This window comes from Modestobacter roseus (assembly GCF_007994135.1).
GTDB classification, from domain to species: domain Bacteria; phylum Actinomycetota; class Actinomycetes; order Mycobacteriales; family Geodermatophilaceae; genus Modestobacter; species Modestobacter roseus.
Genome location: NZ_VLKF01000001.1, coordinates 3,414,033 through 3,428,502 on the forward strand (window position 1 = coordinate 3,414,033; position 14,470 = coordinate 3,428,502).

Genomic DNA, 14,470 nt, shown 5'->3' on the forward strand with positions numbered 1-14,470 from the left:
GGCCGGGTTTCGGCGCCGAAACCTGGGGGGACGGCGCGCCTCACGCCATGGGGGCCGCGGACGCCGCGGCCAGCCCACCCCGCGCGCCGGTGAGCTCGGTGATCCGGTCGGCGAGGAACTCCGCGTCCCGGGCGACCCCGGAGAACCGGCCCGACCCCCAGGTGTGCAGCCAGGGCAGCCCCAGCAGGTAGAGCCCCGGCGCGGCGGTGACCCCGCGGGCGTGCGCCGGCCGGCCGGCGCCGTCGAAGACCGGCACGTGCACCCAGCTCCAGTCGGCGCGGAACCCGATCGCCCAGACGACGGCGGCGACCCGGTCCACCGGGAGCGCCGTGGGCTCGACCGACGGCGTCCACACCGGCGTGTACCGCGGCTCGGTGGGGGCATCCAGACCGGCGCGCTCGATGTGCGCGTCGACGAGGTCCTTGCAGTTCTCGCTGACCCGGTCGGCGTGGTCGAGGTTGGCGGCGAGCTCGGGGGCGAAGGTCAGCACGCCGTCCCGGACGCCGGTCAGCGGCCCGTAGAGCTGCATGCCCTCGAGGGCGAACTGCCGCAGGTCGATGTCGCGCCCGCCGCCCCGTCCGGTGACGTAGTGGTTCGTACCGGTCCGGGCCGCCTCGCCGTCGCGGTGCTGCTCGATCGGCATCTCGTAGTGGCCCATGTCGTGCAGCCAGGCGACGACGTCGCGCCCGCGGTACCGCCGGGCGATCCGGGGGGCGCCGCCCACGGCCAGGTGCACCCGCCGCCCGGTCAGGTGCAGGTCCTCGGCGATCTGCGCGCCCGACTGCCCCGATCCCACGACCAGCACGTCACCGTCAGGGAGCTGCTCGGGGTTGCGGTACTGCTGGGAGTGCAGCTGGACCACCCCGGCGGGCAGCGCGCCGGCCCAGGGCGGGACGACGGGCAGGTGGTAGCCGCCGACGGCGAGCACCACCTGGTCGGCGGTCAGCTCCCCCGCGCTGGTGGTCAGCCGGTAGCCGCCGGCCGGGTCCGCCGCGAGCCGGGTGACGGCGACCCCCTCGTGCACCGGCGGACCGAAGGAGGCCGCGTAGCCGCGCACGTACTCCACGATCTCCTCGCGCAGCATGAAGCCGTCGGGGTCGTCGCCGGCGTAGGGCCAGCCGGGCAGCTGGCACTGCCAGTTCGGGGTGACCAGGCAGAAGCTGTCCCAGCGGGCGTCGGCCCACTCGTGCCCGACGGTGTCGCGCTCCAGCACCACGTGCTCGATGCCGCGCTGCACCAGGTGCCAGGAGATCGACAGCCCGGCCTGCCCGCCGCCGACGACGGCGACCGGCACGTGCGCGGGGAGCGGTGGGGTGCCCTCGGTGGCGGTCATGCCATCGCCCCGGCGCGCACCCCGTAGGCGTCCGGACGGCGGTCGCGCAGGTGCGCCATCGACCGGCGCGCGCCGTCCAGCAGGCCGCGGACGTCGACCTCGGCGACCGCCGTGCCGGGCGCGACCCCGGTGGTGGCCAGCACCTCGCCGCCGGGGCCGACCACCTTGGCGCTGCAGACGAACCGCAGCGACCCGAAGGTGCCGGCCTGGTTCGCCGACAGCCAGACCACCTGGTTCTCCAGCGCGCGGGCGGCGTCGAACAGGTCGAAGCGCCGGGTCCAGCGGTCCTGCGCCAGGTCCGGGTCGCTCATGGTGCGCGCCGCCGGCCAGGCGGACATGCAGGCGATCACCTCGGCGCCGTCCATCGCCAGGGTGCGGGCGGACTCGGGGAAGGCCTTGTCGTAGCAGATCAGCATGCCCATCCGGCCGATCGGTGAGTCGAAGGCGCGGAAGCCGTCGCCGGCCGCGTACGAGGCGTTCTCCCCCAGCGGCTGGTGCACCTTGCGGTGCACGCCGAGGACGCCGTCCCCGGTCACCGCGACCGCGGTGTTGTACCGCTGCGCGCCGTCGGACTCGCAGAGCCCGGCGGTGACCACCATGTCCCCGGCGATCGCGGCCAGCCGGGCGACCTCCGGGCCGTCGACGTCCAGCGCCGGTGGCAGGTCGGGCGTCCCGTCGCCACTGAGGTCGGCCAGGTAGCCGCCCAGCGCGGCCTCGGGCAGGGCGAGCAGCCGGACGCCGCGCGCCCGGGCCTGCGCGACGAGCTCGGCGACCAGCGCGAAGCCCGCCTCCAGGTCGCGCCCGAAGGGCGCCGCGACGGCGGCGACGGAGATGGTCATGGGGTCTCCCTGGGGGTGGCGGCGCCCAGGCCGGTGACCGGCCCGGGGACGGCGGGGGTGAGCGACCCGTCGGGCCAGCGCAGCTGCACGCCGGCGCCGGGGACGAGCTCGCCGCAGACGGCGGTGGTGGCCGGCCCCGCGTCGGCGACGGCGCGGCCGGGGACGTCGGTGGTGAGGAACGCGGTGCCGGGGAAGCAGCTGAACCAGTCGCCGACGGTGGCGACGGTGGGGCGGGGGACGGCGGCGACGTCGAGCACCGCGCCGCAGCCACTGGCCTCGGCGAGCATGCCGAGGGTGCCGACCAGCCCGGCCATGCTCACGTCCTTCGCCGCCGCCGGGGCGGTGCGGGCGACGGCCGAGCCCATCCGCTGCAGCTCGGCGGTGGTGCGGGCACTGGTGGAGTCCCACTGCCGGCCGGTCTGGCCGGGCCGCCAGCCGCCGCCGAGGTCGGCGGTGAGCCGCACCTGCTGGCCCGGGCGGCCACCGCCGGCGGGCACCGGCCACGCCGTCCGCCCCAGCGCGGTCACCGACAGCGCCGCCGGCACGCCGAACTGGGTGTGCCCGCCGAGCACCGGCACGCCCCAGGCGTCCGCCGCCGCGCGCAGCCCGGACAGCACCCGGGCGGCGAACGAGGCGTCCCGCGCCCCGACCGCGTCGAGCAGGCCGAGCGGAGCAGCACCCATCGCGGAGAGGTCGTTGACGTTGACCAGCACCCCGCACCAGCCGGCCCACTCCGGGTCGCGCTCGACCATCGCGGGCAGGATCGCGTCGCAGGCGGCGATCACGTCGGTACCGGGCACCGGGGCGCCGTCGTCGCCGACGAAGCCGGCGCCACCGAGCTGGAACCCGGTCAGCAGCCCGCCCAGCGGAGCCTTGGTGGCGGCGGCCAGCGCGGCCAGCCGGCCGATCGGCCAGGTCACCGCCGTGTGCGCCCGCCCGCCGACCTCCGCCGGCCCGGTCACGTGCCAGCCCAGCCGGGTGAACATCCGGGCGTAGCGGTCCTGCACGGTCGCGTCGAACCGCAGCGCCCCGGCGGCCTCCGCGCGGGCGCAGGCGGCCCGGACCAGCGCGGGCCCCAGGCCGGCCGGCGACCCGGGCGCGACGACCAGCCGGGAGCCGGTCCACCAGCCGACGTCGGGGCCGGCCGGGTCGGCGGGGCCCAGCCGCACGCCGCCCAGCACCGCCCCTCCTGTTCCACGTGCAACAAGGGTCACGCCGCGCGGGTCGTCGTCGGCGTCGTCCCGGTCGGTGCCGGCGAACAGGCCCTGGTCGTCGACGAACGCCGCGCGGCGGAGCTCGTGGTGGGCGGCGAGACCAACGGCGTCCGCGGGTTCGATCCGCCAGGCGGGGGCGGTCGGCGGGGTCCGGAAGTCGACGAGCAGCACGTTCCGGTCCAGCGCGAGCCGGTCCGGGTCGACGGCCCTCATCCGCCGGCCGCCTGCAGCGCGCTGCACGCCCCGCACGCCGCGCAACCGGCGCCCTGGTCGGCGCCGCGCATGTCCAGCCGGCGCAGCCCCGCGGCGACCCGCTCGGTCACGTCCCGCAGGACGGCGGGGTCCGGGGCTCCGACACCGTCGGCCATCGCGAGCGTCCCGGCCAGCGGCCGGTAGGGGACGACGAAGGGGTAGACGCCCCGCCCGGCCAGCCGCAGCGCCCCGGTGACCAGCTCGTCCGGGTCCTCCCCCAGCCCGACCAGCAGGTAGGTCGAGACCCGGTTGCGACCGAAGACGCGCACCGCCTCGTCCCACGCCGCCTCGTACTGGGCCAGCGGCACGGTCGCCTTGCCCGGCATCCAGCGCCGGCGGACGTCGTCGTCCAGCGACTCGACGTGGATGCCGATCGCGGTGGCCCCGGCGTCGTGCAGCTCCTGCAGCACCCCGAGGTCGGCCGGCGACGGCGGCTCGCACTGCACCTGGACCGGCAGCCCGGGCACCGCGGCGGTGACCGCCCGCACGCAGCGGGCCAGGTGGCGGGCGCCGCGGTCGCGCCCGTTCGTCGTCCCGGTGGTCAGCACCATCTGCCGCACACCGTCGAGCCGGACGGCGGCCTCGGCGACCTCGGCCAGCTGCGCCGGGGTCTTCACCGCGGTGGTGGCGCCGGCGGCCAGCGACGCCTCGATGGCGCAGAACCGGCAGCGGTCGGCCTCGGCGTACCGGATGCAGGTCTGCACGACGGTGGTCGCCAGCACGTCCCGCCCGTGCAGCCGGGCGAGCTTGTCGTACGGCACGCCGTCGGCGGTGGCCAGGTCGTAGAACCGGGGCCGCTCGATCGCCTCGGCCTCGAGGCCGAGGTCGGCGCCGTCGAGCAGCAGCCGGCCGCCGGAGATCGAGTAGGGCGAGTCGGGGTTCAGCGGCAGCGCCGCGCCGTGCCCGCCGAGCAGCACGTGCCCGTCGTCGCTCGGCCCGGCCCCGGCGCGGCGCTGCACCGGGGCGTCGACCCGGACCCCGAGGATGGCGACGTCGACCCGGGTCGACGCCCGCGTCGGCGTCAGCGTCATCAGAGGTTGTAGGTGGAGTTGATGATCGCGCCCTTGCGCGCGTAGTGGATCAGCGCGTCCTGCACGTCGAGCGGGTGGCAGGGGATGCAGCCGGCGATGAGGTCCTCCTCGCGCAGGCCGTGCAGCGAGAGGCCGAACCGGCAGACGTAGACCGTGCCGCCCTCCTCGATGAACTTCTCGATCTGGCTGTTGATGTTCTGCTCGCCGGGGAAGGCGGAGTCACCGGTGGTCGGGAAGCCGCGGGTGGCCATCGCGTTCATCGCCGCCGGGCCGTAGAAGTACAGGACCGACTCGTAGCCCTTGCGCAGCGCGCGCAGCGCCTGCAGGCAGGCGACGAAGCTGACCGAGGACTCGTGCGCGATGCCGTGCACCAGGGTGAAGTACGACTCGCCCTCGCCGGCCTGGTAGTCGGGGAAGATCTTGGTCGAGCCGTACAGGTTGCTGCCCGGGGGCAGCGAGGGGTGCGGGATCTCGCCGAGGCTCTCGGCCTGCTTGGCCTTGAGGTCCGCGTCGCTGATCAGCGGGGTGCCGGTGGTCGCGGGCAGGGTCTGGGTCATCTCGGTGCTCCTTCTGTCGGGGTTCAGCGGCCGTGCAGGGTCTGGAAGTTCGTGCGGAAGACGAGGTCGGTGAGCTCGGTGCCGGCGACGGCGGCGAGCAGCCGGGCGTGCTCGCCGGCGAAGTCGCCCCAGGGCTGGTCGGAGGCGAACAGCACCCGGTCGGCGCCGATGCCGTGGCGTTCGATCTCGGCGGCCAGCCAGCGCGGCGCGAAGCCGATGGCCCAGCTGGTGTCGGTGTAGACCCGCTTGCCGGCGGCGACCCAGTCGAAGAACCGGGAGCCGATCAGCTTGATGTGGCCGCTCATCCCGCCGCCCAGGTGCACCAGGTGCACGGCGACGTCGTCGGCGTACCGGTCGACCAGCCGGCCGACCTGGTCGATGTCGCTGGCCGCGCCGGGGCTGGTGTGCACGTGCACGACCAGGCCGTGCGCCCGGGCCGCGTCGAAGATCGCGTCCAGCTGCGGGCGGCAGGCCTCGTCGTCGACGCCGCCGCCGAGCAGGAAGGAGAGCTTCAGCGCGGTGACGCCGTCCTCACCGGCGAGCGCGAGGGCCTTGTCGGTGTGTGCGGCGTCCTGCGGGCGGGGGCTGGTCCACAGCCCGGCGCGGACCCGCTCGTCGCGCTGGGCCGCTTCGACCACGAGCTCGTTGAGCGCGAAGGAGGCGCTGACGTCGGGGACGCCGTAGTTGGGGATGACCAGCGCCCGCTCGGTGCCCTCGGCGTCCAGGTCGGCGATCAGCTGGTCGATCGTGGCCCGGGCGGTGGTGTCGGGGTTGACCGGCGGGCCGCCGTAGAAGGGGTGCGCGGGCAGCACGCCGAGGTGGCGGTGCGCGTCGTGCACCCGTCCCGGGGCCCGCGTCGTCATGCCGAGAACGCTCTCGGCCTGCGGTTTCCCCGTGGTGACGGTCGGAACGAGTTGTCGTTACGAACCGCTCACCGGCGGGGTCCCCGGTTACGCCCCGGTGGCCGGACCCGCACGGTCGGGCCGCCTACCGGCGCCCGACGAGGGCGGTGACCGGCACGTCCTCCTGCATCGGCGCGTCCACGAAGGGGTTGAGCACCGCACGGAGCCCGTCCTCGAATCGGGGCCGGTGAGCCGTCGGGAGGACGTCGGCGTCGAGCGCGGAGTAGAGGTGACCGATCACGTGGTCGGCGTCGACGTCCGCCTGGTAGTGGTGGCGGAGCACCGCCACGTCGGCGAACCCCGCAGCTTCCAGCTGACCCTGCCGGTCGCGCAGCGCCTCCTCGTCACTGCCACAGCCCGCCGTCAGGGGACGGCCGAACCAGTCGGCCAGGTACGCGTTGACCGCCTTCGCCCAGGCGGCTCCGCCCAGCCAGAGCGGGATCCCGTGCGTGATGACCGCGATCGCTCCGCTCGGGGCGAGACCCCGGTGCGCTGCTTCGAAGAGGGCGGGTGCGTCCATCCAGTGCAGCGCGTTGGCGACCGTGAGCAGGTCGCACCGGCCCAGGGTGCCCAGCAGAGTCGGCACGTCCCGATCAGCGGCCAGCACGCACAGCAGTGTCCGGAGGCCTTCCTCCTCGCCGCGCCGGCGCAGCTGAGCCAGCATGTCCGGTTCCGGTTCGACGGCCAGCACCGCACCGGCGCGGGCGGTGAGGGGGACGGCGACCTGGCCGGTGCCGGCTCCGAGATCCAGGACGACGGCGTCGCCGGCGAGCCCGACGTGAGCCGCCAACCGGTCGAGCAGCGGACCCGGGACGTCACGGCGGTGACGCCGGTAGTGCGAGGCGGTCGGACCGGCGAAGGCGGGGCTCACCCCCTGACCGTCCCCGATCGGCGTCAGGTCGCGTGCGCGTTTCGCGCAGGGCGCAGCGCGACCGGCGGCCCGGCACGCCTACCGCGGGTCGGCCGCCTGGACGCCGACGGAGGACCCACCGAACCGGACTCCGGGCACATCCGGGTACGCCTGACCCCCCAGCACGAGCGAGATGCTGGCCTCCGGCCCGGGGCGCACGGCTGCGACCTCCTCCGCCGTCAGTGTCGACGACACCGCCGTCGTCGTCGACACTGACGGCCCAGCCGCCGGCCGCCGCGTCCCACGCGACCGCGCCGGCCCGGAGCAACGCCTGCTCGTCCACGATCTCGACGGTGTAGGTGACCGTCACCTCACAGGTCGCCACGGACCGATCGTGCCAGCTCAGCGGCCGGTGAGGTCGACAGCAGGGTGTGTTGTTCTGTGCGCAAGTCCCGCTACGTCCCGCGAGAGAACCGGGCGCGGCCGACCGCGGTCGGCACGCGCAGCGGAGACGATGGACCACCCAGGCCCGGAAGCAGCCTCCTCGTGGTTCTCGGCGGTTCAACGGCTCGGTGGTGTGCGTTCGTGGCGGCTTCCGCGTCCAGAACCCGCCATGACCGCACATTGCTCGGGCCCGCCGTCGGCGGACGGCCGAGCTGTGCGGCCGTGGCCCCCTGGCGAACTGCTCCTCCTGCGGGCCGCCGTCCACGCCGCGTGACTAGTGAACGACAGCGGGACTCACGCACATCTGCCACACCTTGCTGCCGAACTCAGCGGCCGGTGAGGTCGACCTCGGGGTAGAGCGGGTGGGCGCCGACGATCTCGGCGGCCCGGGCGCGCACGCGCCCGGCCACGGCCTCGTCGAGCCGGTACTTGACCTTCGAGTCGCCCTCGGCCTGGGTGTTGTCCAGCACGTCGGCGATCAGGTCACCGACCTCGGCCATCTCGGCCTCGCCGAACCCGCGGGTGGTCAGCGCGGGGGTGCCCAGCCGGACGCCGGTGGTGTACCAGGGGCCGTTCGGGTCGGCCGGGACGGCGTTGCGGTTGGTGACCAGGCCGGCGTCCAGCAGCGCGGACTCGGCCTGCCGGCCGGTGAGCCCGGAGCTGCGCACGTCCATCAGGACGAGGTGGTTGTCGGTGCCACCGGTGACCAGCCGGACGCCGCGCTTCTGCAGCCCCTCGGCCAGCGCCTGCGCGTTGTCGACGATCTGCTGGGCGTAGCCGGCGAAGTCGGGCCGGCGGGCCTCGGCGAACGCGACCGCCTTCGCGGCCATGACGTGCGGCAGCGGGCCACCGAGCACCATCGGGCAGCCGCGGTCGACCGAGGGGGCGTACTCCTCGGTGCACAGCACCATGCCGCCGCGCGGCCCGCGCAGGGACTTGTGCGTGGTGGTGGTGACGACGTCGGCGTGCGGCACCGGGTCGAAGTCGCCGGTGAGCACCTTCCCGGCGACCAGGCCGGCGAAGTGGGCCATGTCGACCAGCAGGGTCGCGCCGACCTCGTCGGCGATCTCGCGCATCTTCGCGAAGTCGACCCGGCGCGGGTAGGCGGAGTAGCCGGCGACCAGGATCAGCGGGCGGAACTCGCGGGCCCGCTCGCGCAGCGCGGCGTAGTCGATCAGCCCGGTCTCCGGGTCGGTGCCGTAGCTGGACTGCTCGAACATCTTGCCGGAGATGTTCGGCCGGAAGCCGTGGGTGAGATGGCCGCCGGCGTCCAGGGCCATGCCGAGCATCCGCTGCGTGCCGAACGACCGGCGCAGCCGCTCCCAGTCCTCCGGGGTCATCGCGTCGACGTTCTTCACCCCGGCCTCGGCGAGCGCGGGGGTCTCGACCCGGTGGGCGAGGATCGACCAGAAGGCGACCAGGTTGGCGTCGATGCCCGAGTGCGGCTGCACGTAGGCGTGGTCGGCGCCGAACAGCTCGCGGGCGTGCTCGGCGGCCAGGCGCTCCACGGTGTCGACGTTCTGGCAGGCGGCGTAGAACCGGCGCCCGGCGGTGCCCTCGGCGTACTTGTCGCTGAACCAGTTGCCCATGGCCAGCAGCACCGCCGGGGAGGCGTAGTTCTCGCTGGCGATGAGCTTGAGGCTCTCGCGCTGGTCGGTGAGCTCCTGGCCGATGGCGGCGGCGACCCGCGGCTCGACCTGGGCGATGACGTCGAGGGCGCTGGTGAAGGCGGCTGTCTCACGGGTGACGGTGCTGGTCATGGCTCTCCTCCGGGAGGACGACGGGGAGCCCAGGCGCGCGGCACGGCTTCGGAGCCGCTCCCCGGTGGTCGTCCACCTGTCTGCGCCAGTCACGGCCCGGTTCCCAGGGTAGCCAGCCCGCGGGCCGGGGGACAGCGCGGTGCTCCTCGCCGGCGGCCGACGTGGCGACGGTCACCCACGGGGACCCGGGTGCTTGACAAACCGGTTTGCCGGAGCGGCAATGGACCGGTGACGGACGACGCCGCGCTGCCCCAGGAGGTGCTCGACGCCGTCGGGCCGCGGCTGCGGGCGCTGCGCCAGCAGCGCCAGGTCACCCTCACCCAGCTGTCGGCGGCCACCGGCATCTCGGTGAGCACCCTGTCCCGGCTCGAGTCCGGCGGACGCCGGCCCACGCTGGAGCTGCTGCTGCCGCTGGCGCGGGTGCACCAGGTGACGCTCGACGAGCTGGTCGACGCCCCGCCCACCGGCGACCCGCGGGTGCACCCGCGACCCGTCGTCCGGCACGGGCTGACCATGCTGCCGCTCACCCGCCGCCCGGGCGGCGTGCAGGCCTACAAGATGATCTTCCCGCCGCACGCCCGGACCGAGGACCGATCGCAGAAGACGCACGAGGGCCACGAGTGGCTCTACGTGCTGTCCGGCCGGCTGCAGCTGCTGCTCGGCGAGCACGACATCGACCTGGGGCCCGGCGAGGTGGTCGAGTTCGACACCCGCACGCCGCACTGGTTCGGCAACACCGGCAGCGCGCCGGCCGAGGCGCTGGCCCTGTTCGGCCCGCAGGGCGAGCGGATGCACGTCCGCGCCCGCCCGGCTCGCGACGCGGACTGACCCGCCGGGGCCGCCGCACCCCGGGTGTTCCGGCGGGGTCGCCGGGTAGTGGGGGCGCATGTCGATGAGCGCACCGATCGAGCCGGACCTGCCGAACCGCGACCAGGGGATCCCCGCCGCCGACCCCGGCGCGGGCGCCCCGGACACCGCCGAGGGCTTCGGCATCGGTGGCGAGCAGCCGGACACCGCCGAGGGCGCCGCCGACCAGCAGGCCGGGGAGCAGCAGCGGGAGGCCGCGGAGCCCGAGCGGACGCCCTTCCACACCCCCGACCCCGACGAGGTCGGCCCCGCGCGCTGAGCCCTCCGGTCGAATGGTTAGGTGAGGCTCACCTTGCCCCTGACCACTCGACCGAGGAGCCACCGTGTCCCGCCGCACCACCCTGCTCGCCGCACTCGCCGTCGGCGTCACCCTCGTCCCGCTGACCGCCTGCGGCAGTGAGGACGCCGCCGCCGAGAACGCTGCCGCGGACGGCGCCGCCGCCGGGGCCTTCCCGGTCACGATCGACCACCTGTGGGGCAGCACGACGATCGAGGAGGAGCCCGAGCGGGTCGTCGTCCTCGGGGTCACCGACTCCGACCCGGTGCTCGCGCTGGGCACGGTCCCGGTCGCCGTCCAGCCGTACACCTTCTACAGCGAGACCGGCGTCGGCCCGTGGGCCGAGGAGTACCTGCAGGGGCAGGAGCTGGAGGTCATCCCGTCCACGGGCGAGGTCGACGTGGAGCAGGTGGCCGCCTACGACCCCGACCTGATCGTCGGCGTCTCGGCCGGTTTCGACGAGGCCGTGTACGAGCAGCTGTCGCAGATCGCCCCCACGCTGGTCCGCCCGGCGGGCACCCGCGCCTACGGCGTCCCGCGGGACGACGCGACCCGGATGATCGCCCGGGCCCTCGGCAAGGAGGACGAGGCCGAGGAGCTCATCGCGGAGGCCGACGCCGCCGTCGCCGACGCGGTCGCCGAGAACCCGCAGTTCCAGGGCGCCACCGCCACCGTGCTGCTGCCGTTCAGCGGCGTCTACGGCGCCTACCTCCCCGCCGACGCCCGCGGCCAGTTCATGACCGAGCTCGGCTTCGAGGTGCCGGCCCCGATCCTGGCCGAGGACGACGGGGAGACCTTCTACGTGGAGCTGTCCCAGGAGCGGCTCGACCTCGCCGACGGCGACGTGCTCGTCGTCCTCACCGACGAGGCCAGCCGGGCCGTGGTCGAGCAGGACGCCGTCCTGCAGCAGCTGCCGGTCGTGCAGGACGGCGGCCTGGTGCTGCCGGACCTGGACGTGCGCGGGGCGATGACCTACAACACCGTGCTCTCCGCCCCGTATGCGGTCGAGGAGCTCACCCCGCTGCTCCGGGACGCGCTCGCCGCCACCAGCTGACGAGACCGCGCCACCGTTGTGCACTGATCGTCGTTCGGCCCGCGGCAGACCGACGATCAGTGCACGACGGGTGAGGTCAGCTGGCGGGCGACACCGAGCTCATGTTGAAGTCAGGCACCCGCAGCGTCGGCATCGCGGCCCGGGTGAACCAGTCGTTCCACTCCCGCGGCAGCGTCCGCTCGGTGACGCTGGCCTGGGTGGCCCGGGCGAGCAGGTCGACCGGCGACTCGTTGAACCGGAAGTTGTTCACCGCGCCGGTGACCTCCCCGTTCTCGACCAGGAAGACGCCGTCGCGGGTGAGCCCGGTGAGCAGCAGGGTCTGCGGGTCGACCTCCCGGATGTACCAGAGCGTGGTGAGCAGCAGCCCCCGCTCGGTGCCGGCGATCATCTCCGCCTGCGTGGCGGTGGCGTTCGGGTCGGCCAGGATGAGGTTGTCGACGGCGGCGGTGGCCGGCGCGGTCTGCTTCAGCGCCCACGCCCGGGGCCGGATCAGGTTGGTCAGCACGCCGTCGCGGATCCAGTCGACCGCCGGCGTCGCCATGCCGTTGTCGAAGACCGACGACGAGCCCGAGGAGCCGCCGACCACCTGGAACGGCGCCGACTCGAGGCCGGGGGCGAAGGGGTCGCTGCGCAGCGTCAGCGGCAGCTGCGCCAGCCGGTCACCGATCCGGTTGCCCCCGCCGGCCCGTGCGTAGACGTTGCGGCCCTCGTCGGCGTCCCGCGCCTCCATCGTCCAGTAGGCGTAGATCATCAGGTCGCTCACCGCCGACGGCGGCAGCAGCGTCTCGTACCGCCCGGCCGGGAGCTCGACCCGCCGCTGCGACCAGGCCATCTTCTGCTGCACCTCGGCGGCCAGCGCCGCGACCGAGACGTCGGCGAAGTCGCGGGTGCCGACGCCGGCCCACACCGACCGGCCGAAGTCGCGGTCCTTGCCGTTGAGCTCGACCCGCCCGGTCGGCTGGTCGTGCCGCAGCCGCAGCCCGGTCGAGCTGCCCAGGTAGGTGGTGGTCATCGCGTGCTCGGCGAAGCCGAACAGCAGCTCCTCGCGCCCCTGCGCCTCGGCGAACGCCTCGCCCAGCGCGGGGGCGAACTCGCCGAACACCCCGATCGAGGTCTCCGCCGGGGGCGCGTCCCAGTCGCCCGCGCCGGGGGCGCCGTGCCGTCTCCGGGGGCGACCAGCGGCATCGCGTCCTCGGCCGGGCCGGCGTCACGGGCGGCCTGCTCGCTCATCGCGACCAGCTCGGCGACGTCCGGGGTGCCGGTGCGGGCGACCGTGCCCACGGCCATCCCGGCGCCGCCGTCGACGAAGCTGATGACGACGACCTGACGGGACCGCATCGACCCGTTGGTGGTGAGGCTGTTGGAGGCCCAGCGCAGGTTGGCCTCCGAGCCCTCCACCACGTAGGTGACCTGCCCGTCGACGGTGGAGGCCGCCAGCGCCTGCTCGACGATCTCCTGAGGGGTGAGCTGGCTCATCGGCCGGACTCCTGCGCGGTGTTGAGGATCGTGGTGTTCTCGAACAGCGCGACCGGGCAGCCGTGGCTGACCGCCGCGACCTGGCCGGGCTGGGCCTTGCCGCAGTTGAGCGCGCCGCCGAGCTGGTAGGTCTGCGGGCCGCCGACGACGCTCATCGAGCCCCAGAAGTCCGTCGTCGTCGCCTGGTAGGCGACGTCGCGCAGCTGGCCGGCGAGCCGGCCGTTCTCGATGGCGTAGAAGCGCTGCCCGGTGAACTGGAAGTTGTACCGCTGCATGTCGATCGACCAGCTCTTGTCACCGAGCACGTAGATCCCGCGCTCGACGCCGCCGATGAGCTCCTCGGTGGAGGGCCCGGCCGGGTCGGGCTGCAGCGAGACGTTGGCCATCCGCTGCACCGGCACGTGCGCGGCGGAGTCGGCGTACGCGCAGCCGTTCGAGCGGTCCATGCCCCGCAACCGGGCCATGTTGCGGTCGACCTGGTAGCCGACGAGGACGCCGTCGCGGACCAGGTCCCACTGCTGGCCGGCGACGCCCTCGTCGTCCCAGCCGACCGTGGACAGCCCGTGCTCCACGGTGCGGTCACCGGTGACGTGCATCAGCGGGGAGCCGTACTGCAGGCTGCCCAGCTTGTCCACGGTGGCGAAGGAGGTGCCGGCGTAGGCGGCCTCGTAGCCCAGCGCGCGGTCGAGCTCGGTGGCGTGGCCGATCGACTCGTGGATGGTCAGCCACAGGTTGGTCGGGTCAACGACGAGGTCGTAGCGCCCGGCCTGCACCGACGGGGCCTTGGTCTTCTCCCGCAGCAGCTCGGGGATCTCGGCCAGCTCACCGCGCCAGTCCCAGTGGGCGCCGGTCAGGTACTCCCAGCCGCGGCCCACCGGCGGGGCCAGGGTGCGCATCGACTCGAACGCCCCGGTGGCCCGGTCGACGGTGAGCGCGGTGAGCTCCGGCTCGATCCGCACCCGCTGCTGGCGGGTGCGGGTGCCGGCGGTGTCGGCGTAGAACTTCTGCTCCTTGACCTGCACCACGCTGCTCTGCACGTGCTCGACGCCGTCGCCGGCCAGCAGCCGCTCGGACAGCTCGGTCATCAGCGCGGTCTTCTCCGCGTCCGGGACGGCGAACGGGTCGACCTCGTAGGCGGACACCCACTCGCCGTCGTAGCTGGGTTCGGGGGCCAGCTCCACCCGGTCGGTGTTGATCGCCGCGGACACCTGGGCGACGGCGACCGCCTGCTCGGCGAGCCGCACCGCCTCGGCCGCGGTGAGCACCACGCCGGCGGCGAAGCCCCAGGTGCCCTCGAGCACGACCCGGACGGCGAGGCCGAGGTCCTCCCCGTCCGAGAGCGACTCCAGCCGGGCGTCGCGCAGCCGCAGCGACTGGGTGCGGATCCGCTCGACCCGCAGGTCGGCGTGCTCGCACCCCAGGTCGACGGCGCGGGTCAGCGCCGCGTCGGCCAGCGCGGACAGCGGGAGGGCGAGGAAGGACTCGTCGACGGAACGGGGTTCTGCCACGGGTCCGTGTCTACCAGGCGGGCCCGACAGCGCACGACGGAGATCCTGAGCACGGCTACGGATCGCCTGGGCCCACCGTTGTGCACTTCTCGTCGGTCCGCGGGCG

At 74.6% G+C, this 14,470-nt stretch carries 14 protein-coding genes and 1 riboswitch; of the genes, 3 read left to right on the forward strand and 11 right to left on the reverse strand.

All coding sequences use genetic code 11. The annotated features are described in order from the left end of the window. Positions 1-40 precede the first annotated feature (40 nt). The 8 genes from JD78_RS16355 to JD78_RS16390 all read right to left on the reverse strand — a co-directional run bounded on the left by JD78_RS16355 (position 41) and on the right by JD78_RS16390 (position 9,182). The gene (locus JD78_RS16355) at positions 41-1,333 is read right to left on the reverse strand and encodes an MSMEG_0569 family flavin-dependent oxidoreductase (RefSeq protein WP_153359692.1); all 1,293 of its coding nucleotides are present in this window, start codon (positions 1,331-1,333) and stop codon (positions 41-43) included. Then, positions 1,330-2,172 carry a carbon-nitrogen hydrolase family protein gene (locus tag JD78_RS16360; RefSeq protein WP_153359690.1) on the reverse strand — a complete coding sequence of 281 codons (843 nt, stop codon included), beginning with the start codon at positions 2,170-2,172 and terminating at the stop codon, positions 1,330-1,332. Before JD78_RS16360 ends, JD78_RS16355 begins: the two co-directional genes overlap by 4 nt. After that, a complete protein-coding gene (locus JD78_RS16365; protein WP_153359687.1) occupies positions 2,169-3,599 on the reverse strand; it encodes an MSMEG_0567/sll0787 family protein in 1,431 nt (476 codons plus the stop codon). Before JD78_RS16365 ends, JD78_RS16360 begins: the two co-directional genes overlap by 4 nt. Continuing rightward, a complete protein-coding gene (locus tag JD78_RS16370) occupies positions 3,596-4,669 on the reverse strand; it encodes an MSMEG_0568 family radical SAM protein (protein WP_153359685.1) in 1,074 nt (357 codons plus the stop codon). The genes JD78_RS16365 and JD78_RS16370 overlap by 4 nt, the downstream gene beginning before the upstream one ends. After that, positions 4,669-5,226, reverse strand: coding sequence for an MSMEG_0572/Sll0783 family nitrogen starvation response protein (locus JD78_RS16375; RefSeq protein ID WP_208104124.1), 558 nt, complete (start codon positions 5,224-5,226; stop codon positions 4,669-4,671). Before JD78_RS16375 ends, JD78_RS16370 begins: the two co-directional genes overlap by 1 nt. 23 nt (positions 5,227-5,249) lie before the next feature. Further along, positions 5,250-6,089, reverse strand: a complete 840-nt coding sequence (locus tag JD78_RS16380; RefSeq protein WP_153359683.1) for an amidohydrolase family protein — start codon at positions 6,087-6,089, stop codon at positions 5,250-5,252. Between the two features lie 124 nt (positions 6,090-6,213). Further along, the gene (locus JD78_RS16385) at positions 6,214-6,999 is read right to left on the reverse strand and encodes a class I SAM-dependent methyltransferase (protein WP_166521236.1); all 786 of its coding nucleotides are present in this window, start codon (positions 6,997-6,999) and stop codon (positions 6,214-6,216) included. 749 nt (positions 7,000-7,748) lie between these two features. Continuing rightward, entirely contained in the window at positions 7,749-9,182 is a 1,434-nt protein-coding gene (locus JD78_RS16390; RefSeq protein WP_153359679.1) for a glycine hydroxymethyltransferase, read from the reverse strand. 20 nt (positions 9,183-9,202) lie between these two features. Then, positions 9,203-9,285: riboswitch (ZMP/ZTP riboswitch) on the reverse strand. A 125-nt stretch (positions 9,286-9,410) separates the two neighbouring features. Here JD78_RS16390 and JD78_RS16395 point away from each other — a divergent pair. The 3 genes from JD78_RS16395 to JD78_RS16405 all read left to right on the forward strand — a co-directional run bounded on the left by JD78_RS16395 (position 9,411) and on the right by JD78_RS16405 (position 11,380). Continuing rightward, positions 9,411-10,010, forward strand: coding sequence for a helix-turn-helix domain-containing protein (locus JD78_RS16395; RefSeq protein WP_208104125.1), 600 nt, complete (start codon positions 9,411-9,413; stop codon positions 10,008-10,010). 64 nt (positions 10,011-10,074) lie between these two features. Then, a complete protein-coding gene (locus JD78_RS16400; protein WP_228395117.1) occupies positions 10,075-10,308 on the forward strand; it encodes a hypothetical protein in 234 nt (77 codons plus the stop codon). A gap of 64 nt (positions 10,309-10,372) precedes the next feature. Continuing rightward, positions 10,373-11,380 carry an iron-siderophore ABC transporter substrate-binding protein gene (locus tag JD78_RS16405; RefSeq protein ID WP_153359672.1) on the forward strand — a complete coding sequence of 336 codons (1,008 nt, stop codon included), beginning with the start codon at positions 10,373-10,375 and terminating at the stop codon, positions 11,378-11,380. Positions 11,381-11,456: 76 nt separating this feature from the next. On the opposite strand, the gene JD78_RS16410 is transcribed toward JD78_RS16405, so the two are convergent. From JD78_RS16410 to JD78_RS16415, 3 genes are read right to left on the reverse strand one after another with little or no spacing between them, the layout of a single operon-like run. Further along, positions 11,457-12,482 carry a metallopeptidase TldD-related protein gene (locus tag JD78_RS16410; RefSeq protein WP_243731060.1) on the reverse strand — a complete coding sequence of 342 codons (1,026 nt, stop codon included), beginning with the start codon at positions 12,480-12,482 and terminating at the stop codon, positions 11,457-11,459. Next, entirely contained in the window at positions 12,389-12,856 is a 468-nt protein-coding gene (locus JD78_RS22355; protein WP_243731061.1) for a PmbA/TldA family metallopeptidase, read from the reverse strand. The genes JD78_RS16410 and JD78_RS22355 overlap by 94 nt, the downstream gene beginning before the upstream one ends. Then, complete coding sequence (locus JD78_RS16415; protein WP_153359668.1) at positions 12,853-14,364, reverse strand: TldD/PmbA family protein; 1,512 nt, start codon at positions 14,362-14,364, stop codon at positions 12,853-12,855. Before JD78_RS16415 ends, JD78_RS22355 begins: the two co-directional genes overlap by 4 nt. Positions 14,365-14,470 lie beyond the last annotated feature (106 nt).